23 protein-coding genes and 1 pseudogene are annotated in these 16,262 nt (G+C 69.7%); 11 read left to right on the top strand and 13 right to left on the bottom strand.

All coding sequences use genetic code 11. The features are described from left to right. Positions 1-17 precede the first annotated feature (17 nt). Positions 18-188 carry a putative quinol monooxygenase gene (locus tag ACQP2T_RS29805; protein ID WP_433519360.1) on the top strand — a complete coding sequence of 57 codons (171 nt, stop codon included), beginning with the start codon at positions 18-20 and terminating at the stop codon, positions 186-188. Between the two features lie 197 nt (positions 189-385). After that, on the top strand, positions 386-814 hold the full coding sequence (locus ACQP2T_RS29800; protein ID WP_433519359.1) for a VOC family protein: 429 nt from the start codon (positions 386-388) through the stop codon (positions 812-814). Between the two features lie 75 nt (positions 815-889). Here the strand turns inward: ACQP2T_RS29800 and ACQP2T_RS29795 are convergent, their stop codons facing one another. The 7 genes from ACQP2T_RS29795 to ACQP2T_RS29765 form a co-directional block, all read right to left on the bottom strand. Then, the gene (locus ACQP2T_RS29795; RefSeq protein ID WP_433519358.1) at positions 890-1,408 is read right to left on the bottom strand and encodes a pyridoxamine 5'-phosphate oxidase family protein; all 519 of its coding nucleotides are present in this window, start codon (positions 1,406-1,408) and stop codon (positions 890-892) included. A 404-nt stretch (positions 1,409-1,812) separates the two neighbouring features. Beyond that, the gene (locus tag ACQP2T_RS29790) at positions 1,813-2,130 is read right to left on the bottom strand and encodes a glyoxalase/bleomycin resistance/dioxygenase family protein (protein WP_433519357.1); all 318 of its coding nucleotides are present in this window, start codon (positions 2,128-2,130) and stop codon (positions 1,813-1,815) included. A 40-nt stretch (positions 2,131-2,170) separates the two neighbouring features. Continuing rightward, a complete protein-coding gene (locus tag ACQP2T_RS29785; protein ID WP_433519356.1) occupies positions 2,171-2,749 on the bottom strand; it encodes a dihydrofolate reductase family protein in 579 nt (192 codons plus the stop codon). A 40-nt stretch (positions 2,750-2,789) separates the two neighbouring features. After that, positions 2,790-3,284, bottom strand: coding sequence for an SRPBCC domain-containing protein (locus ACQP2T_RS29780; protein ID WP_433519355.1), 495 nt, complete (start codon positions 3,282-3,284; stop codon positions 2,790-2,792). 166 nt (positions 3,285-3,450) lie between these two features. Continuing rightward, positions 3,451-4,836, bottom strand: coding sequence for a hypothetical protein (locus ACQP2T_RS29775; protein ID WP_433519354.1), 1,386 nt, complete (start codon positions 4,834-4,836; stop codon positions 3,451-3,453). A 122-nt stretch (positions 4,837-4,958) separates the two neighbouring features. Next, on the bottom strand, positions 4,959-5,798 hold the full coding sequence (locus tag ACQP2T_RS29770; protein WP_433519353.1) for a hypothetical protein: 840 nt from the start codon (positions 5,796-5,798) through the stop codon (positions 4,959-4,961). Continuing rightward, entirely contained in the window at positions 5,798-6,352 is a 555-nt protein-coding gene (locus ACQP2T_RS29765) for an RNA polymerase sigma factor (protein ID WP_433519352.1), read from the bottom strand. The genes ACQP2T_RS29770 and ACQP2T_RS29765 overlap by 1 nt, the downstream gene beginning before the upstream one ends. 215 nt (positions 6,353-6,567) lie before the next feature. Here ACQP2T_RS29765 and ACQP2T_RS29760 point away from each other — a divergent pair, with 215 nt between their 5' ends. Then, entirely contained in the window at positions 6,568-7,266 is a 699-nt protein-coding gene (locus ACQP2T_RS29760) for an NAD(P)-dependent oxidoreductase (protein ID WP_433519351.1), read from the top strand. 39 nt (positions 7,267-7,305) lie between these two features. Here ACQP2T_RS29760 and ACQP2T_RS29755 read toward each other — a convergent pair whose 3' ends face one another. Then, entirely contained in the window at positions 7,306-8,226 is a 921-nt protein-coding gene (locus ACQP2T_RS29755) for a hypothetical protein (RefSeq protein ID WP_433519350.1), read from the bottom strand. Positions 8,227-8,336: 110 nt separating this feature from the next. On the opposite strand from ACQP2T_RS29755, the gene ACQP2T_RS29750 reads away from it, so the two are divergent. Beyond that, positions 8,337-9,467, top strand: coding sequence for a sensor histidine kinase (locus ACQP2T_RS29750; RefSeq protein ID WP_433519349.1), 1,131 nt, complete (start codon positions 8,337-8,339; stop codon positions 9,465-9,467). 4 nt (positions 9,468-9,471) lie between these two features. Next, positions 9,472-10,134, top strand: a complete 663-nt coding sequence (locus ACQP2T_RS29745) for a response regulator (RefSeq protein WP_433519348.1) — start codon at positions 9,472-9,474, stop codon at positions 10,132-10,134. On the opposite strand, the gene ACQP2T_RS29740 is transcribed toward ACQP2T_RS29745, so the two are convergent. Beyond that, positions 10,115-10,435, bottom strand: a complete 321-nt coding sequence (locus ACQP2T_RS29740; RefSeq protein ID WP_433519347.1) for a hypothetical protein — start codon at positions 10,433-10,435, stop codon at positions 10,115-10,117. The genes ACQP2T_RS29745 and ACQP2T_RS29740 overlap by 20 nt on opposite strands. On the opposite strand from ACQP2T_RS29740, the pseudogene ACQP2T_RS29735 reads away from it, so the two are divergent. The 3 genes and pseudogenes from ACQP2T_RS29735 to ACQP2T_RS29725 all read left to right on the top strand — a co-directional run. After that, positions 10,320-10,685: pseudogene (locus tag ACQP2T_RS29735) on the top strand (hypothetical protein); the annotation flags it as partial. The gene ACQP2T_RS29740 and the pseudogene ACQP2T_RS29735 overlap by 116 nt on opposite strands. 184 nt (positions 10,686-10,869) lie before the next feature. Then, positions 10,870-11,697 (top strand): nitrilase-related carbon-nitrogen hydrolase, encoded by an 828-nt coding sequence (locus tag ACQP2T_RS29730; protein ID WP_433519346.1) that lies wholly within the window; start codon positions 10,870-10,872, stop codon positions 11,695-11,697. Beyond that, a complete protein-coding gene (locus tag ACQP2T_RS29725) occupies positions 11,663-11,881 on the top strand; it encodes a GntR family transcriptional regulator (protein WP_433519345.1) in 219 nt (72 codons plus the stop codon). The genes ACQP2T_RS29730 and ACQP2T_RS29725 overlap by 35 nt, the downstream gene beginning before the upstream one ends. Positions 11,882-11,981: 100 nt before the next feature. On the opposite strand, the gene ACQP2T_RS29720 is transcribed toward ACQP2T_RS29725, so the two are convergent. The 3 genes from ACQP2T_RS29720 to ACQP2T_RS29710 form a co-directional block, all read right to left on the bottom strand. Next, positions 11,982-12,635: an ATP-binding protein gene (locus ACQP2T_RS29720; RefSeq protein ID WP_433519344.1), complete on the bottom strand. Its 654-nt coding sequence runs from the start codon at positions 12,633-12,635 to the stop codon at positions 11,982-11,984. Positions 12,636-12,658: 23 nt separating this feature from the next. Beyond that, positions 12,659-13,174 (bottom strand): flavodoxin family protein, encoded by a 516-nt coding sequence (locus ACQP2T_RS29715; protein ID WP_433519343.1) that lies wholly within the window; start codon positions 13,172-13,174, stop codon positions 12,659-12,661. Between the two features lie 141 nt (positions 13,175-13,315). Beyond that, a complete protein-coding gene (locus ACQP2T_RS29710; protein ID WP_433519342.1) occupies positions 13,316-13,729 on the bottom strand; it encodes an Hsp20/alpha crystallin family protein in 414 nt (137 codons plus the stop codon). A 194-nt stretch (positions 13,730-13,923) separates the two neighbouring features. Here ACQP2T_RS29710 and ACQP2T_RS29705 point away from each other — a divergent pair, with 194 nt between their 5' ends. Next, entirely contained in the window at positions 13,924-14,094 is a 171-nt protein-coding gene (locus ACQP2T_RS29705; RefSeq protein WP_433519341.1) for a hypothetical protein, read from the top strand. Between the two features lie 120 nt (positions 14,095-14,214). Here the strand turns inward: ACQP2T_RS29705 and ACQP2T_RS29700 are convergent, their stop codons facing one another. Further along, positions 14,215-14,871: a CBS domain-containing protein gene (locus ACQP2T_RS29700; RefSeq protein WP_433519340.1), complete on the bottom strand. Its 657-nt coding sequence runs from the start codon at positions 14,869-14,871 to the stop codon at positions 14,215-14,217. Positions 14,872-15,135: 264 nt separating this feature from the next. Between ACQP2T_RS29700 and ACQP2T_RS29695 the strand changes: the two genes are divergently transcribed. Further along, positions 15,136-15,795, top strand: coding sequence for a response regulator transcription factor (locus ACQP2T_RS29695; protein WP_433519339.1), 660 nt, complete (start codon positions 15,136-15,138; stop codon positions 15,793-15,795). Positions 15,796-15,828: 33 nt separating this feature from the next. Continuing rightward, complete coding sequence (locus ACQP2T_RS29690; RefSeq protein ID WP_433519338.1) at positions 15,829-16,236, top strand: pyridoxamine 5'-phosphate oxidase family protein; 408 nt, start codon at positions 15,829-15,831, stop codon at positions 16,234-16,236. The last annotated feature ends 26 nt before the right edge of the window (positions 16,237-16,262 follow it).

Below are 16,262 nucleotides of genomic sequence, written 5' to 3'. Positions count from 1 at the left end.
ACGCCCAGGAAGAACTCATGTACCACATCGCCGTTTACTTCGACGTCCAGCCCGAGCACCGCCAGGACTTCATCAACGCCGCCATCAAGGACGGCATCGACTCCGGCGCGAACGAGCCGGGCACCCTCCGGTTCGAGCTGATCCAGGACGAGTCGGACCCGAACCGCTTCTACCTCAACGAGGGCTAGGAGAGCGCCGAGGCTTTCGACGTGCACGCCAACGGCGAGTACTTCAAGGCGTTCTTCGCCGAGATCACACCCTACGTCCAGGGCCCGACCTGGCTCATCAAGGGCAACCGCGTCGAGTCGTAGACCGGGCGAACCCGTCGCACGGGGGCCGTGCCGTGGCCCCCTTGTCCATTGACCACCCTTTGTAAGGACCTACCATGCCTCAGAACCTCGGCATCGTCAGTGCCGACCACGTCGCCATCAGGGTGCCCGACTACGACGGCACCATCGCCTTCTACACCGCCATCCTCGGCTTCCGCCTCGAACGGGAATGGACTCTCCCGGACGCCCTGCCGGGCGCCAGGTTCGCCTACCTCGCCCTCGGCGACTTCCAGATCGAGGTCATCGCGGAAGGCGAGCTCACAGCCGCGGCCCCGACCACCGACGTGGCCGACCACCTTGGCCGCGGCGGGTACATCCACCTCTGCCTGCGCGTCGGTGACCTCGGCCGCACGGTCGCCGATCTGAAGGACAAGGGCGTGGAGTTCCTCGCCGAGCCCTTCGAGGTAGCTCCCATCGGGCAGTTGCTCGCCATGATCAAGGACAACAGCGGAAACATCGTCGAGCTCGCCCAGGCCATCGCCTGATGCCGCGAGCACTCACAGCGAACTGCCCTTGGCGCCCTTGCCTGGGGCAGTTCGCTTACGGCAATGAGCCTGGGGTCACTTGGCGGTGAGCTTGTCGACGTCGGGGGCGTAGACGGTCATCCAGTGCGGGCGTAGCCGGTAGAAGACCACCTCGTTGTCCCAGTCGAAGGCGGCGATGCCGTAGAAGTCTTTGAAGTAGGCCAGCAGGTCTGGCCAGTCGGCGGCGGGCTCACCGTCTTGAGGGTTGAGGATCTCCACCGTACCGTGCGTGAATACGCCCAAGTCCTCGCCGCGCATGTGCGCGACGCTGGCGGCCGGGCGGGCGGCAAGATGGCGGGCCTTGGCGGCGCTGCGCGCGGTGCCGAAGTGCCACTTGCCGTGCACGAAATGCCCGTCCACGCCGCTGATCCGCGGCTCGCCCTTCGCCGTCACAGTTGACAGAGCGAGAGTGCACATGCCGGCGAGGACCTGGGTGAGCTGCTCCGCGGTCAGGGTGCGCTCGGTGATGATCGAGCGGAGATGCGAGGTGGAGCGGGAGAGGGAGGAGTCGAGGAGGCCCTGGAGCTCTTTGAGATCTTCTGGCGTTTCGCGCATTGAGGTCCTTGTCTATCCGCATCTATCCGTAGGCCCGGCTCGCGTCCACCGTTGACGCCGACCCGGTGAAACCAAGCTCGACCAAAAACCCGACACCTTGTGTCATATTTTCTCCGGCAAGATCAACCACGTACGGATTTATCAACACACCAACCCGCGGCGACGGGCGTGCCCGAGGGGTCAGAGGGTTCGAAGCGGATCAGCCATTCCGCCATGCCGACGAGAAACAGCAGCGCCCTGAGGCGGCGGTCCAGTTTCAGGGAGTCGGCGGATCTGCGCGTTGTTGGCCGGGTTGAGCTGGAGCCCGGCGACCATGGCGGAGGCGGAGCCGGAGACCGCTGTTACTTCTCAGCGACATCGGTAGCCGGCCCGGATCAGGGCGGCGCGGTCGCTTGCCATGCGCTCTACTCCTTGGTGTTCGTCTCCTTGGTGATCTCCAGGTCCACCATGCGGCCGTCCGGGTCGGTGAGAAGGTGCCTGCCGGTCGGGAGGTCGCGGACGACCGCGTGCGCGGGGACGCGGAAACCCAGACGCAGGCTGCCTGTGGGCGGCCGGCGCTCGGAGGCCGGGTAGACCTCGAAGACCGTCCCGCCAAGCTCGGCGGCGTAATGCTCGGGGCCGTTGCCGTGCTGTTCGACCTGTAACGGCAGACCAAGGCCGAGGTAGAAGTCGGCGCACTCCCACAGGCGGTCGGTGTACAGGACGATCAAGCTGGCGCGCATGGTGCGGCTCGGGTCACCCCCGGCAGAGACAGGGGCGGACTCAGACATGAAGGGTGGGCCGGTAGATGAGCTCTTGGGTGTGGCCGTCGAGCGTCCGGCTCTCGATCAGCTCAAGGTCGAAGTCGGCCGCACCCTGGAAGATCGGGTCCGCTCCGGTCCGGCCGGTGATCACCGGGAAGAGCGTCACCTGGACGCGGTCGACCAGACCGGCGGCCATCAGCGCCCGGTTCATCGACAGGCTGCCGTGCGAGCGCAACGGCACCTCGGACTTCTCCTTGAGCCGGGCGACGACGTCGACGGCGTCGCCGCTCACGACGGTCGCGTCCGGCCAGTCGAGAGGTCCTTCCAGAGTGGTCGACACCACCGTGGCCGGCAGGTTCCTCATCCGGGTGACCCATGGGTCACGGACATCGGACTCCTCGGTGCTTGAGGCCAGCATCCGGGCGAACGCCCGATACGTGTTGGCCCCCAAGACCATCCGCTGCTCCTCGCTGTGCAAGGCGAGGCGATGATCCAGCAGCTCGGGGCCTTGCTTGCCCCAGTAGCCGCCCCAGTCGCCGCCGGCGGCGCCGAAGCCGTCGAGGCTCATGAAGACGTCGAAGGTGTAGATAGCGGTCATGGTGCTCTCCTCAAATGCGGGATCGGGTGTATGGAGCAGGTCACGTGGTCCGGTCAGCTGAGGTCGGTGCGGCGAGCTCGGCCAGGTGGCGCAGCGAGTTGATGAGATGCTCGGGGCCGAAGGGCGGGAACTGGATGTACTCCCGCCTGAACCGCGGCACCGCCGACCAGTCGTAGGTGAGCGTGACCTCGGTCTCGGACGGACCGAGCGGCGTGAGGTCGTAACGCCAGATCCAGCCGCCGAGCTCCAGGCGGCCGTCCTCCCCCTCCGTGCCCGTCAGCCAGCCGATGGCGCGCGGCGGGTCGAGCACCGCGACCTTGTTGGCCACCCGGTAGTCACCGTCCGGGTGCTTCGCGTGATACATGTCCATCCGAAAAACCTGCCCCACCTCGGTCAGCGGTGCCCGGTCGGCGGGTTCCTGAACCCAGCCGGTGCCATCGATCGCGGCATGGGTCGCCGGATCCGCCAGCACCGCGAACACCCTCGCGGCGGGCGCGGCGACGGTCAGGGTGGCGCTCACGTTCTCCTGGTCCATGGTGTGCACACTCCATCTCGGCCAGTGGCGGACCGGCCCGTTGCCGGTCTCTCACCTTGGCTACGAACGGGCTCGACGCCATCCGACACCACCAGAGAAAAAATCAGCAGACGCACTCGGGGCATGACGAGCATCCGAAGAAAAACCGATGTGCGTTGATCTGACTTCAGCTCCGAGTGTGCCGCGTGGAGCAGGGGCGACGGTGGAAAGCAAGGGCGGCGGCCAGGCAGGCGACGGGTATGACGGGCAGCACGTACCGGTGGTCGAAGTCCAGGACCGCGACCGGGCCGATCAGCAGGCCCATCGCCACGGCCCACGGCAGCAGCGCCACGCGGGGCCGCCGCACCGCGGCGACCGCGCCGAGCAGGAGGATCAGGCCCAGGAACGGGCCGCGCAGGTAGGCGGCGTACTGGTAGGCGATGAGGAAGTCCGCGTACGGAGACACCGACGACAGACCGCGGATGTCCGGGTCGTACTCCCGTTTGACCTTGTCGATCAGCGGCTGGTCGGGCAGTTCCCAGTGCCCGCCGCGGAAGCCGAACGCCGGGGTGGTGCGGCCGGGGTGCGCGATCGGGGTCCAGGAGAAGGCGATGGCGGTGTCGCGTACGACGTTTCCCAGGTAGTCCAGCGGCTGGGCGAGGATCGCGTCGATCGCGAACGAGCGGGCGAGGTCGTTGTGCGCGAACCGGTCGCCGGGCAGCGAGTTGAGCGAGGCCCCGGGGGCCCACACGTACTCGGAGGCCGCGTCCACCTTCGTCCCGTTGGGGCACAGGCGCGCCAGATCGGGCGGCGGCTGGATGCGGGCGCAGTCGGCGAAGGTCATCGCACGGGCCCACAGGGCGACGCCGTCGGCGCCGCTGATGGCGAAACGGCCGTGGTGCTGGGCGTACCAGGCGGCGTAGCCGGCCAGAGGCAGGGAACCGGCCAGGACCAGCGCGGCCAATGGCCGCCATCCCACGCGCCGTACGGCCAGCACGAGCACGACGAGCAGCAGCAGCGGCAGCGCGATCGTCCTGGTCAGCGCGGCCGCGGCGAACAGCAGGCCCGCTCCGGCGGCGGCGCGCACGGACAACCGCGGCGACCACATCAGCACGGCCAGCCCGGCCACGACAAGGAAGATGAACTGCGTGTCGGACAGGACGGCATGCTCCAGCCGCAGGAAGGAGGCGTCGAACAGCAGCGGCACCGTCGCCGACGCCGCCACCCAGCCGGACGCCGACCTGCGGCGCAGCACCGCGTACAGCAGTGTCCCGGTGCTCAGGCCGATGACGTGCTGGACGGCCGCGACCAGCTCAACGCTGTGGAACGGCAGCAGCGCCCGCAGCAGCAGCGGGTAGCCGATCGGGTGGAAGGTCGCCGATGGGGCCGGGTGCACGGCGGTGTCGAGGTAGGTGAAGGAGTCGTACCAGTAGAGCGTGACCGGTCGGTAGCCGAGCATCGTCACCACCCGCAACGCGGCGGCCAGGAGCAGCAACGCGGCGAAGACGCGGTGGTCGGCGAGGGCGGCCAGGCGACGCTGCGAGGGCAGCGCGACACGGGTGTCGGTGAGCACGCGAAATCCGATCGTGGTGGCATGACAGGGGTCCGCGCATGCCGGGGACAACGCATGGCGGTGAGGGGGCGCGCGCTCAGCCGTGCGCGACCCGGGTGGAAGCTCTCAGTACCGAGCCGGGATCAGCAGCGGGACCGCGGCATCGGGCTGCGCTGGGTGCTGGGGTCGGCGCCGACCAGCAGGAGGGCCTGGCCGTCGGCGCTCATGACGCCGTCGTGCACGTACCAGCCACCGGGGGCGGCGGCGGACGCGCGCTTGCCGTACTGGATGTACGACGGCGTGACGCCCCGCTCGCGCAGCAGGGCCGAGATCTCGGCGACGCTCTTGTTGACGTAGTCCACGCAGTGCAGCGGCTCGCCGGGCAGGGCGATGCCGGGCGGCATCTTGTACTTCTCGCCGGGCAGGGCCCGCCTGCCGAGGGTGATCTCGGCCTTCTTGTCGAAATCGACCGGCACCTTCAGGCCGACAGGGCAGCCACCGAACCGCTCGCACGAACCCGGGGCGTCGATTGTGGTGATCGGGCCGTCGCCGGGCACCGGATTGCCGGACCGCAACCGATCCATGTCGTTGATCACCATTATCTGGCCTGTCAGGCTCGCGGAGGTCGGCACCAGATCGAGCGTGATGTCCAGGCCCCTGGCCCGCAGCTCCCGCTGGTACACCTCGGGCTCGGCCAGCAGGTCCTTCACCGTGATCACGTAGTGGTCGTCCACCAGTTCGATGTCGAGCGCGGCGGAGGCGGGCGCCTGAGCGACGCCGAAGGACAGCAGAGCCGCCAGCGCGGCCAGGACCGGCCCGGCCACCCAACTGAGCTGCGGCCGGGGAAGGGCGAACCAACTGCGGCGGCGCCGCTCGGGGACAGGGACGGAGGTGATCTCCTCCATCAGCTCTCTGGCGATCGGCGTCGTGCCGGGACCGGGATCGGGCGCGATGCCGGCCACCAGGCGGTCGATCTCGTGCATCACATAACCCCCTTCGTCATCGCGACGGCGCGCAAGCCGATACGGGCCATGTCGACGCCGGCCGTGTCCAGGTGTTTGGCCAGGCGTTTGCGGGCCCGGTGCAGCCGCAACCGGGAGTTGGCGCGCGAGCAGCCCAGGACGGTGGCGATCTCGTCGGAGCCCAGGCCCTCCCAGCCGGCCAGCGCGAGGATCTCCCGGTCGTCGGGGCTCAACCGCGCGAACGCCTCCTGGACGCCCGCCAGGCTTTGGCCGTCCTCGGTGTGCTCCGCCCACACGGCCAGCTGGTGACCGAGCCGCTCCACCAGCTCGCTGCGGCGCGACTCGGCGCGACGGCCGTTGGCCAGCATGCGGCGGGCCACGCCGAACAGCCACAGGCGCGCGTCCCGTCCCTCGGGGATGTCGTCCAGGCGGCGCCAGGCCGTGGTGAACGTCTCAGCGAGGGCATCGGCGGCGTCCTCGTGGGAGTCGGTACGCCGCCGGATATAGGCAAGGATGTCGGAATAGTTGGCAACGTAGATCACCTCGAAGCGCTGCTTTCGGTCAAGGTGGGTCACGCTGCCTTCTCTCATCCGATAGGTCCGACACCCCGTACCTGTCCGGACCCGCCAGATAGTTTCACCCCGATTTCGGGGAATTTGGAGGTCCCGCACGTCCGGCCTCCCGCGCCACGTCCCGAACGGTAGCGGTGTGCCTTACGCTGCTTATAATGAATATAGATGGCGTCAGATCCCCGGCGTCATCCACGTGAAGCGCATGGGAGGCCACGTACGTGAAGCTCGTGATCTTCGGGGCCAACGGCCCGACAGGACGGCTCACCACCGCCCAAGCCCTCGCCGAGGGCCACACCGTCACCGCCGTCACCAGGCATCCGGAAACCTTCCCCCTCGGCGCCCCCGCGCTGAAGGTCGCGAAAGCGGACGCGCTGGACCCCGAGGCGGTGCGTCGGGTGGTGGCCGGGCACGACGCGGTGCTCTCGACGCTCGGCGTCCCCTACGGCTCCGAGGCCATCACCACGTTCTCCGAGTCCGCCGGGCACATCATCGCGGCCATGACCGCGCACGGCATCCGGCGCCTGGTCTGCGTGACCTCTACCGGCGTGCCGATGAGACCCCCGCCCGGCGAGACCCTCATCTACCGCAAGGTGATCGTGCCGGCGCTCGTCAAGATGGGGCGCCCGTTGTACGAGGACGCCGCCCGCATGGAACAGATCGTGGCCCAGACCGACCTCGACTGGACCGTCATCCGCCCGTCGGGACTGTTCGACGGCGGCGCGATCACCGGATACACCGTCGGCCCGCCGCAGATGGTCGGCCGGTTCACCTCACGTCGCGACCTCGCGGACGCGCTCATCCGCGCGGCCGTCGACGACCGCGACGTCCGCTCCATCGTCGAGGTCATCACCACCGAAGGGACGCCCAGCGTCTACCGCGTGTTCCTGAAAGAAGCGCTTCGCATCGGCAGCGGGTGAGGACACGCGGTCACTGGCTGAGATAGCAGGTCGGCCGCTTCAGAATCCCAAGCCGAACAGCACCGTGTGGGCGTGCTCCGGGCCGTGGACGTGTTTTCCCAGTTTCGCCATGGAGGCCACTTTCTCCGTCTTGAGAATGTCGATGAGGTGTCGCGCCAGCCGGTCTCCATCCACCTCGCCGGGGCCGCCCGCGTCGAGCGTCCACGATCGGACGGTCCGTTCGAGCCGCTGCGACCAGCCTTGATCCTCACCCGGCGAGAAATATTTGAACCAGCCCTCGACGGTGAGCCGCTCACCGGAGCGGAGGGCGAGCACGGAGCGATTTCCGCCGAACACAGTGACCCCCACCTTCCTGCCGATCGCGTACGTCTCGGCGGGCAGCGTCCGGACGAACGCCGCCAGCAGGGGCGGCAGCGCGGCCCACCGGGGCACCCGCCAACTGCCTGGTGTGCTGAGGCCCTCATTGGCGGCGTCCAGATATTCGATGACGAAACCGCCCGGCAAACGCGACGGCTCTCCCCACTCGAACGCGGCACGCCGCCATTCCTCATAAGGCTCCGTCGGCTGCAGGGAGAGCTCCGCGCCGGTCTCAGTTGCGCGTAATTCGAGCGATTCGGCACCGGGCCGTCGCCAGCGCAGGAAAGGAGCTCCCCATTCCGGCGTACGTTCGTACCAGGGCCCCGTCGGGCCGTGACTGCCGACGCCGGCGGCGGGACCGATCGCCTCCTCCACCGTCTCGGCGAGCCGCCGGAAGGCGGCGGCCGGTTCGCCTGCCAAGGAGACGGGGACGGTCAAACCGCGATATTCCCGCTCGCCCGAGTACCGCCGCTCGTGCTCCGCCACCGGGACCAGCCGGCCGCGTCCCTCGGCCAGCGGCCGCAGCACCGCACCGGACCAGTCGCCGGGATCCACCTCATGCCACAGCCACCTGGCGAGGGCGGCGGTCTCGTCCTTGTTCATACGCGTGATCTTAGGGAGACGCCCCGACAGCCGGTCACTCCTGAGAGTGAACGGCGCCATCCGTCGTGGGAGGGATGCGCCGGGCGGTCTGGATCCCGATACTGGGCGGGATGTCCGGACTTACTGAGCGGCTGAGCATCCGGTTGACGGGCGTGCCGCCACGAGTGGTCGACGTCGCGATCACGATCGCCGTGTCGGCGGCCACCGTCGGTCCCGCGCTCGTCCCGTCCGCACAGCCGTGGTGGGTGGTGGCGCTGGCCGTGCTGGCGTCGGTGCCCGTGCTGTGGCGACGCAGGGCACCGCTCGTGGCGACCTGCGTGGTCGGGCTGGCGATGACGGCGCTGGTGATGTGGGAGAAGCCGATGCTGCCGTACGGGCCGCTGGTGGGCACCTACACCATCGCCGCGCTGAGCCCGCCGCTGCTGCGGCTGGCGGCCGTTCCGGTCATCGGCGCGGGGGTGTACATCTCGCTCGCCCTGCCGCAGGAAGGACTGGACTCCTATCGCGTGGTCGGTACGGCGTTCGTCGCCGCGTACGCGCTGGGCACCAGCACCCGCGCCCGCCGCGCCCAGGCCGCCGAGCTGGCCGAACGGGCTCTGCGCCTGGAGCGGGAGCGAGCCATCGCCGCGGCTGACGAGCGGGCGCGCATCGCCCGGGACATGCATGACATCCTCACTCACTCGGTCGGCCTGATCGTCGTCCAGGCCGAGGCCGGGCCGCTGATGCTCCAGGCCGATCCGGCACGCGCGCAGGCCGCCTTCGACACGATCGCCGACACCGGCCGGGGCGCGATCGCCCAGCTGCGGACCCTGCTCGGCACGATGCGTTCGGGCCAGGCCGATCACCGGGAGCCGCAACCGGGGCTCGCGGCCCTGCCGGAACTCATCGAGCGGACCGGCCGTTCCGGACTGCGGGTGACCCTGACCAGCGACGGCGTGCCGCGGCCGATCCCCGTCGAGGTCGACGTCGCGGCGTACCGGATCGTGCAGGAGGCGCTGACGAACGTGCTGCGCCACGCGGACGCGCGCACCGCGCAGGTGCGACTGCGCTGGACGCCGGGCGTCCTGGCGGTCGAAGTGGCCGACGACGGCAAGGGCGCGGACGGCGGCGCCGAGGGGCACGGCCTGATCGGGATGCGCGAACGGGCCGCCGCCTGCGGCGGGACGCTGCGCGCCGGCCGGGGAGAGACCGGCCAGGGAGAGAAAGGCTTCGTCGTGGCGGCCTCGCTCCCGGTTGGATAGGCCCATGCTCCGTGTGCTCGTGGCCGACGATCAGGATCTGTTCCGCGGCGGCTTCGCCATGATCCTCGACGCCCAGGCCGACATCACCGTCGTCGGCGAGGCGGCCGACGGCGCGCAGGCCGTTCGGGCAGCCACCGAGCTGTGCCCGGACGTCGTACTGATGGACGTCCGGATGCCCGGCATGGGCGGGATCGAGGCGACCGAGCGGATCTGCGCGACGACGTCGGCCAAGGTGCTGGTGCTGACCATGTTCGATCTGGACGAGTACGTCTACGACGCGCTACGCGCGGGGGCCAGCGGTTTCCTGCTGAAGGACATCCGTCGCGACGAACTGGTGGCGGCGGTGCGCGTGGTGGCGGCGGGAGAGTCGCTGCTGGCGCCCACGGTGACCAAACGCCTGATCGAGGATCTGATCCTCCGGCCTGGCCATGGGGTGGCGCCCCGGCTGGCCGCCCGCCTCGCCGAGCTGACCGGCCGGGAGGCCGAGACGCTGCGGCTGGTGGCCCGGGGGCTGTCCAACGCGGAGATCGCCGGCGAGATGGTCGTCAGCGAGCACACCGTGAAGAGCCATGTCAGCAGGATCCTGACGAAGCTGGGGCTGCGCGACCGGGTGCAGGCGGTCGTGTTCGCCTACGAGTCGGGACTGATCATCGCCGGTGACGCCTGAGCTGTCCGTGAGAGGGAGTGCGGAGTTCACTCTCGCCGCCGATGTGGGCGCGGGGCGCCGGTGTGGAGTATCGAGGCAGTTTCCCTGGTGGAGGAGTCTGCTCGATGAGATCGCAACGATGGTGGTTGATCGGCGCGGCGGTGCTGTCGGCCACGCTGTTCCTGTTCGGTACCGGCTTGCGGCCGGTGCCCTGGTGTACGTGGATCGCGCCGATCCCGGTCCTTGTCCTGGCGCCGCGCTGCTCGGCGCGTTCGACGTTGGCCGCCGCGTCCCTCGCATGGCTCGCCGGCCAGACCCCCATGTGGGGATATTTCCTGAACACGGTGCAGATCCCGCCGGCGATGACCGTGCTCCTGCTCGTCGGCTCGGCGCTGCTGTTCGGTCTGGTGGTGCTCGCCTACCGGGGCCTGACGCTGCGCGGGCACCCGCTGATGGCCGTCGGCGTCGTCCCGGCCGCGTGGGTCGTCATCGAGTACGCGCTGTCGCTGATCACGCCGAACGGCGCCTGGTGGAGCCTGGCCTATACCCAGACCGACCTCCTTCCCGTCATCCAGATCGTCTCGGCCACCGGACCCTGGGGCGTGACGTTCGTGCTGATGGGCGTCGCGGCCACGGCCGCCGCCCTGCTGAGGCCCGGCGCGGCCGGCCGGGTGCGGGTCGCCGTGGCCGCCGCGACGGTCGCGGCCCTGGTGGCGGGCTACGGGTGGTGGCAGCTGCGACCGGCCGAGGCCGGCGGTGACCGATCCCGAGGGGCGCGACCTGCTGGCCGGATACGTGAGCCGCATCCCGGCCCTGGCCGAGCGCGGGGCCGACGTCGTCGTCCTTCCCGAGAAGACGTTCCGGGTGAAAGAGGCGGACCTGCCGTCACTCACCGGACCGCTGTCCCGGCTCGCCACCGGCCACCGCGTCGACATCGTCGCGGGGCTGATCCTCATGAGGGACGGGCGCGAGTACAACGCGGCCATCGACTTCCCCGCCGACGGCGGACGGCCCGTCGAGTACGTCAAACGCCATCTCGTCCCCGGGCTGGAGAGCGATTTCACGGCCGGTCTGGCGCCGGCGTTCGTGCCCGGATCGGGCCGGCGATGGGCGATCGCGATCTGCTTCGATCTCGACTTCCCCGACCTGGTCCGCGACTATCGGCGCGACGGGGCGAGCGCGCTGTTCGTACCCGCCTGGGACTTCGGCGCCGACGCGTGGCTGCACAGCCGGATGGCGATCACGCGCGGCATCGAGAACGGCATCGCGGTGGCACGGGCGGCCCGGCAGGGCGCCCTGACCGTGAGCGACCCGCACGGCCGCCTCCTGGCCGAGGCACGTACCACCGGCACGTCCTTCGTGTCGGTGACCGCGGACCTGCCGGATCGCGCGGTATCGACCCTCTACACCCGGCTCGGCGACTGGTTCGCATGGATCTGCGCCCTCCTGCTGGTCGCGATGGTCGCGTCCGGGGCATTCCTGCGCCCCTCCCCCGCTTCACCACGGCGCGCGGATCCGTTGCCATCGGCCCCTCCTGGATCCTCGGCGCATGCCCACCGACCTGCCGGCGCGGATGGGCGATGATCTGTCGCGGTCCCACCGAGGCCTCCTGACCGAGCGCATCGCCCGCCGGCTCGAGCACGACATCCGTTCCGGGGAGATCCAGTCGGGGGACGAACTCCCTTCCGAGCGTGAGCCGGCCGCTCAGTTCGGCGCGAGCCGAAACGTCGTGGGTGAGGTGCCGCGGAGGCGGAAGCGCGACACCTGATCGAGGTCGCGCCCGGCCGAGGGTCGTTCGTCCGGGAGCGGTCGTCCGTACAGGCAGGCGAAGGGCCGCGGCCAGCGCCAGGCGATCGACCCCAGAGCCTTCATGGCCGCCGGCCCCACAGCAGGTAGGCGAGGGGGCCGACCGGCTGAACGAAGATCGCCATCCACCACAGGCCCTTGCGCCCGCGCACATCGCGGGCGGGCCGTAAGCAGAGATCCACCGCGGCCGCCGCGGTGAGCGCGACCTCCGCGGACGCCAGCGCCATCAATGTGCCCTGCTGCCTCTTCGACATCTCGTTCCAGCGCATCAGCGCGTTCCCTTCACTCGTCTGGCGCTCTCGACGGCGTTCGCGGACTTCTGGACGCTTCACGCGCATGCTCAATCGCACGGTGGTACCCGCGGGACCCGTGAGGAAGGAGACCTGGTCGGCCAGCCGGCGCGTCAGCCAGATTCCTCTCCCGCCGGGAGCGCCCGGTGGCGGGAGCGGGCCCTCGGTGAGCGCCCGAGCGGGGATCCCCGGCCCCGTGTCGGTGATCTCGCACAGCAGGCCGCCGTTCGTCCGCCACAGGCTGAGGCTGCCCCGACCGCCACCGTGCGCCAGCGCGTTGGTCACGCACTCGTTGACCGCGATGAGGAAGTCGGTGAGCGGCTCGCCCGCGAGCCCTTGGTTCGACGCCGCGTGGAAGACGGCGGTGCGAGTGCTCGCCAGACACCTCTCGTCGAAGTGCCTGGCGAGCACGGCGGTGGTATCCATGTCAGGACGTCCGCTGGTCCGGGTCAGGACGTGGGGACCGGAAATGACGCGGCGAGGCTCTCACCCCATTGTCGGGCCCGCTCCAGCTCCCCCTCCACCAGCGGCCCCTCCCCGCCGATGACATAGAAGCTGTGTGCCGGCGCCACCGCTCTGACCCCGAGCCGACGCAGCCGCCTGGCGATGCCACGAGCCGCCGAACCGGGCATGCGCGGCTTGGCGATACGGGTGTCGAAGGCGGCCGACTCCAGGGCGGCGGACGGCGTGCGCAAGGTGGTCAGCCATTCCCGTACCCCGATCCCGCGCGAGACGAGCGGCTTGCCGGCCTTGGCGGCGGACTCCCGGGTGGAGGCCCTGCTCATGGAGAAGGCGTGCGTCGGCCCGCCTGCCACGATCAATCCGATTTCCGGCCCCACTCGCGAAGGTGCGGAGCCGACCTCGACCACCCGCACCCGTAACCGGCCGGCCAGCCCTTCGGCCACCGCCTCGGCGATCTGCTTGGTGTTGCCGTACATGGACTCGTAGACGACCAGCGCGTCCATCACACGCCTCCTATCGGTTTCTTCCAGCTCTCACCATCACGGCGGCGAGTGCGCCAAGCAGGGGGACGAAGTCCCGAGCATGGCCGCCGTGCAGGCGCGGGCGAGAGCCCCGTGTCTCTCGCGCCCGCGCCCGGCCAGGCGTCAGTTCTCGACGGCGATCCGCCGGCCTTCCGCCTTCTTCCCTTCGGTCAGCCCCACGCTGACCTCCAGGACACCGCCCTTGTACGTGGCCTTGACGTCGTCCGTGTCGGCCGTCGCGGGCAGCGTCACCGACCGGGACAGCGACCCGTAGGCGAACTCCGAGCGGTGCGGCTCGTCCACCTTGCGGGTCTTCTCCGCCCGGATGTGCAGCACTCCGTCACCCACAGTGACCTCGACGTCTTTGTCGGGGTCGAGCCCGGGCAGCTCGGCGCGCAGCACGTACCGGCCCTCCTTGATGTAGTCCTCGACCCGGATGATCTGTCCGAACGGCCGGAACCCGAACATCGGGTGCTCGGCCCACTCGAACAGCTCCGGGAACGGGAACCTCATCTCCCTGCGCTCTGGCAGGCTCATGGTGGCCTCCTTTCGTGGCCCTGCGTCTTCCAGCACACACCTGAGGCGGTGTCACCGGCAGAGGCCGAAGTCCCCACCCTCGCGGACGATCGGACAGTGTCGTTGGTCCCGGCGAATGAGGACGTTCGCCGCTGTACGGGAGCCCAGGAGCAGGCGAGCATCATCGTGAAGACATTTCGGAGGTGTGATCGATCATGATCGGTGGACGGATGATCGCCGAGGCTTCAGTGCTGGACGCCGAGTTGCTGGCGCTGAAGAAGCGGGTCAACCAGCTCGAGGAAGAAGTACGCACGTTGACCGCGGCGAATCTGGCCCTGGTCCGCGCCGTTGAGAGCCTTCGGAGCGACCTCGTCACCACAGGTTGAGCCCCGTCGGCTCCATCCGCTCGGCCAGTCTGTCGGCGACACTGAACCGTTCGCGGCGCTGGGCGTCCAGCGCCGCGAACGGTATGTCGAATCTCGTCCTGCCGACCCGCCGAAACGCGCCTACAGCAGCGGAGGGACGATGACGAGGTCTTCCTTCTCGAACGACACCTCGCACACCACGTCGACGACGCCCTCGACTTCGCGGACCGCCTCCGTGACCGCGATGGCCTGAGACCTGTGCCGCACCCGTCCGCCGACGGTCACCACGCCGTTGTCGATCTCGACGGAGAACGCTCCGGTGTCAGGCAGCACGGCCCTGACGTCGGCTTCCAGGTCGGCGGCGGGCCGGGTGAAGACCCGCAGCACGTCGCGCTGGTGCAGGGTGCCGACGATCCGCCCGGTGACCGGGTCGATCACGGGCAGCTGCTTGAGGCGCTTGTCGTGCATCAGCCGAGCCGCGTCACGCACGGCGGTGCCCGGCGTGACGGTGATCGCCGGAAAGGTCATGAGCGTGGCCGCCGTGACCGCCGCCGCCTTCTCGTGCTCGCTCCGCCGCCTCCGGGACTCGAACATGGACACGCTGTGCCGTACCGGATCGGCCTCTTTCAGCAGTAGATCATCCTCCGAGACCACACCCACCGGCCTGCGGTCGGCGTCGATCACGGTGACCGCGCCCACCGCGAACCGCTTCATCGCGGCCACGATCTCGGCGAACGACGCCTCCTCCAGCACGGCGATGGCGACCCGGCCCATGACGTCCTTGACTTGGATGGACATAACCCTTCACCTCCACCCCTACCGTCCCTCGTCCTGGCTCCGGCCGGCAGTGACGAAGGGCCCGGATGATCCCGTCGTAGGTCCTCTGCACGCGGACCGCTGCCACCGGACCGCCCCGGCTGGTTAGGCCGAGCAGCGCGGAGCCCCTGGTGCCCCGTCCGTGCGAGCCGACGACCGGCACTCGCGAGCAGAGCGGTGCGACATGTCGTGCCAAGGTCTTTGGTCCCTTCCACAAGGGAGGTGTGGGTGACTACCGTCTGTCCCATGATTCGTGTGTTCCTCGTCGACGATCACGAGGTGGTGAGGCGGGGAGTGGCCGCCCTGCTGGACTCCGAGGACGACATAGAGGTGATCGGCGAGGCCGGCACCGCCGAGTCCGCGATCGCCCGCATCCCGGCCCTGAAGCCGGACGTGGCGGTGCTGGACGTACGCCTGCCGGACGGCAGCGGCGTGGACGTGTGCCGTGAAGTGCGCTCCCGCCTGCCCGGGCTGGCGTGCCTGATGCTGACCTCCTACGCCGACGACGACGCGCTGTTCGAGGCGGTGATGGCGGGCGCGGCCGGCTACGTACTCAAGCAGATCCACGGCTCCGACCTGGTCGGCGCCGTGCGTACGGTCGCCTCCGGCCAGTCACTGCTGGACCCGCAGACCACCGCCGCCATGCTGACGCGGCTGCGCGAGCAGGCGGCCCGCAAGGACCCCCTGGCCACGCTGTCGGAGCAGGAACGGCACATCCTCGACCTGATCGGCGAGGGGCTGACCAACCGGCAGATCGGCGAGCGGATGTTCCTGGCCGAGAAGACGGTCAAGAACTACGTGTCCAATCTGCTGTCCAAGCTCGACATGCAACGCCGTACCCAGGCCGCCGCGCTGGCCGCCCGGCTGCGTGCGGATCGGCGCGATTCACGGGACTTTCGCCCCTAACCGTGACTAGCCTCGCACGCAAGGCTGTACGGCATGAAAATCGACTCTTCCGGACTCCAGGTGCTCTCCCGCCAGGAGTGCATGCTTCTTCTGGCGTCCACGCCGATCGGGCGGATCGTGTTCACCGATCACGCCCTGCCGGCGGTGCAGCCGGTCACCTTCTGCCTCGACGGTGAGCGGATCGTCATCCGCACCGGGATCGGCTCGAAGCTGGCCGCGGCCACCCGGGAGGCGATCGTGGCGTTCGAGGTGGACGAGTTCGAACCGCGGTCGCGTACCGGCTGGTCGGTGACCGCGGTGGGACCCTCCAGAGCGGTGCGGGACCCCGCCGAGCTGGCGCGGCTCGCCGCGCTGCCGCTGACGGCCTGGGCGCCGGGGAGCAGGGACCACTACATCGTGCTGCGGGCCGAGCACGTCAGCGGGCGCCGCATCACTCCATGAGGTCCGCGAGGGAACGCCCGGCATAC

This window comes from Nonomuraea sp. CA-143628 (assembly GCF_050942315.1).
Lineage (GTDB): Bacteria > Actinomycetota > Actinomycetes > Streptosporangiales > Streptosporangiaceae > Nonomuraea.
Note: the sequence above shows the minus strand (reverse complement) of the source record. Positions and strands in the feature narration are given on the sequence as shown.

What these genes read in the sequence shown, in the direction of transcription:
- ACQP2T_RS29785 (WP_433519356.1), bottom strand. Translation starts at nt 2,749, where the DNA reads ATGACCGCTATCTACACCTTCGACGTCTTCATGAGCCTCGACGGCTTC.
- ACQP2T_RS29800 (WP_433519359.1), top strand. Translation starts at nt 386, where the DNA reads ATGCCTCAGAACCTCGGCATCGTCAGTGCCGACCACGTCGCCATCAGG.
- ACQP2T_RS29700 (WP_433519340.1), bottom strand. Translation starts at nt 14,871, where the DNA reads ATGTCCATCCAAGTCAAGGACGTCATGGGCCGGGTCGCCATCGCCGTG.
- ACQP2T_RS29710 (WP_433519342.1), bottom strand. Translation starts at nt 13,729, where the DNA reads ATGAGCCTGCCAGAGCGCAGGGAGATGAGGTTCCCGTTCCCGGAGCTG.
- ACQP2T_RS29805 (WP_433519360.1), top strand. Translation starts at nt 18, where the DNA reads ATGTACCACATCGCCGTTTACTTCGACGTCCAGCCCGAGCACCGCCAG.
- ACQP2T_RS29745 (WP_433519348.1), top strand. Translation starts at nt 9,472, where the DNA reads ATGCTCCGTGTGCTCGTGGCCGACGATCAGGATCTGTTCCGCGGCGGC.
- ACQP2T_RS29795 (WP_433519358.1), bottom strand. Translation starts at nt 1,408, where the DNA reads ATGCGCGAAACGCCAGAAGATCTCAAAGAGCTCCAGGGCCTCCTCGAC.
- ACQP2T_RS29695 (WP_433519339.1), top strand. Translation starts at nt 15,136, where the DNA reads ATGATTCGTGTGTTCCTCGTCGACGATCACGAGGTGGTGAGGCGGGGA.
- ACQP2T_RS29720 (WP_433519344.1), bottom strand. Translation starts at nt 12,635, where the DNA reads ATGGATACCACCGCCGTGCTCGCCAGGCACTTCGACGAGAGGTGTCTG.
- ACQP2T_RS29790 (WP_433519357.1), bottom strand. Translation starts at nt 2,130, where the DNA reads ATGCGCGCCAGCTTGATCGTCCTGTACACCGACCGCCTGTGGGAGTGC.
- ACQP2T_RS29740 (WP_433519347.1), bottom strand. Translation starts at nt 10,435, where the DNA reads ATGGGGGTCTGGCCGGCGAGCCATGCGAGGGACGCGGCGGCCAACGTC.
- ACQP2T_RS29690 (WP_433519338.1), top strand. Translation starts at nt 15,829, where the DNA reads ATGAAAATCGACTCTTCCGGACTCCAGGTGCTCTCCCGCCAGGAGTGC.
- ACQP2T_RS29780 (WP_433519355.1), bottom strand. Translation starts at nt 3,284, where the DNA reads ATGGACCAGGAGAACGTGAGCGCCACCCTGACCGTCGCCGCGCCCGCC.
- ACQP2T_RS29750 (WP_433519349.1), top strand. Translation starts at nt 8,337, where the DNA reads ATGTCCGGACTTACTGAGCGGCTGAGCATCCGGTTGACGGGCGTGCCG.
- ACQP2T_RS29770 (WP_433519353.1), bottom strand. Translation starts at nt 5,798, where the DNA reads ATGCACGAGATCGACCGCCTGGTGGCCGGCATCGCGCCCGATCCCGGT.
- ACQP2T_RS29755 (WP_433519350.1), bottom strand. Translation starts at nt 8,226, where the DNA reads ATGAACAAGGACGAGACCGCCGCCCTCGCCAGGTGGCTGTGGCATGAG.
- ACQP2T_RS29715 (WP_433519343.1), bottom strand. Translation starts at nt 13,174, where the DNA reads ATGGACGCGCTGGTCGTCTACGAGTCCATGTACGGCAACACCAAGCAG.
- ACQP2T_RS29705 (WP_433519341.1), top strand. Translation starts at nt 13,924, where the DNA reads ATGATCGGTGGACGGATGATCGCCGAGGCTTCAGTGCTGGACGCCGAG.
- ACQP2T_RS29725 (WP_433519345.1), top strand. Translation starts at nt 11,663, where the DNA reads ATGCCCACCGACCTGCCGGCGCGGATGGGCGATGATCTGTCGCGGTCC.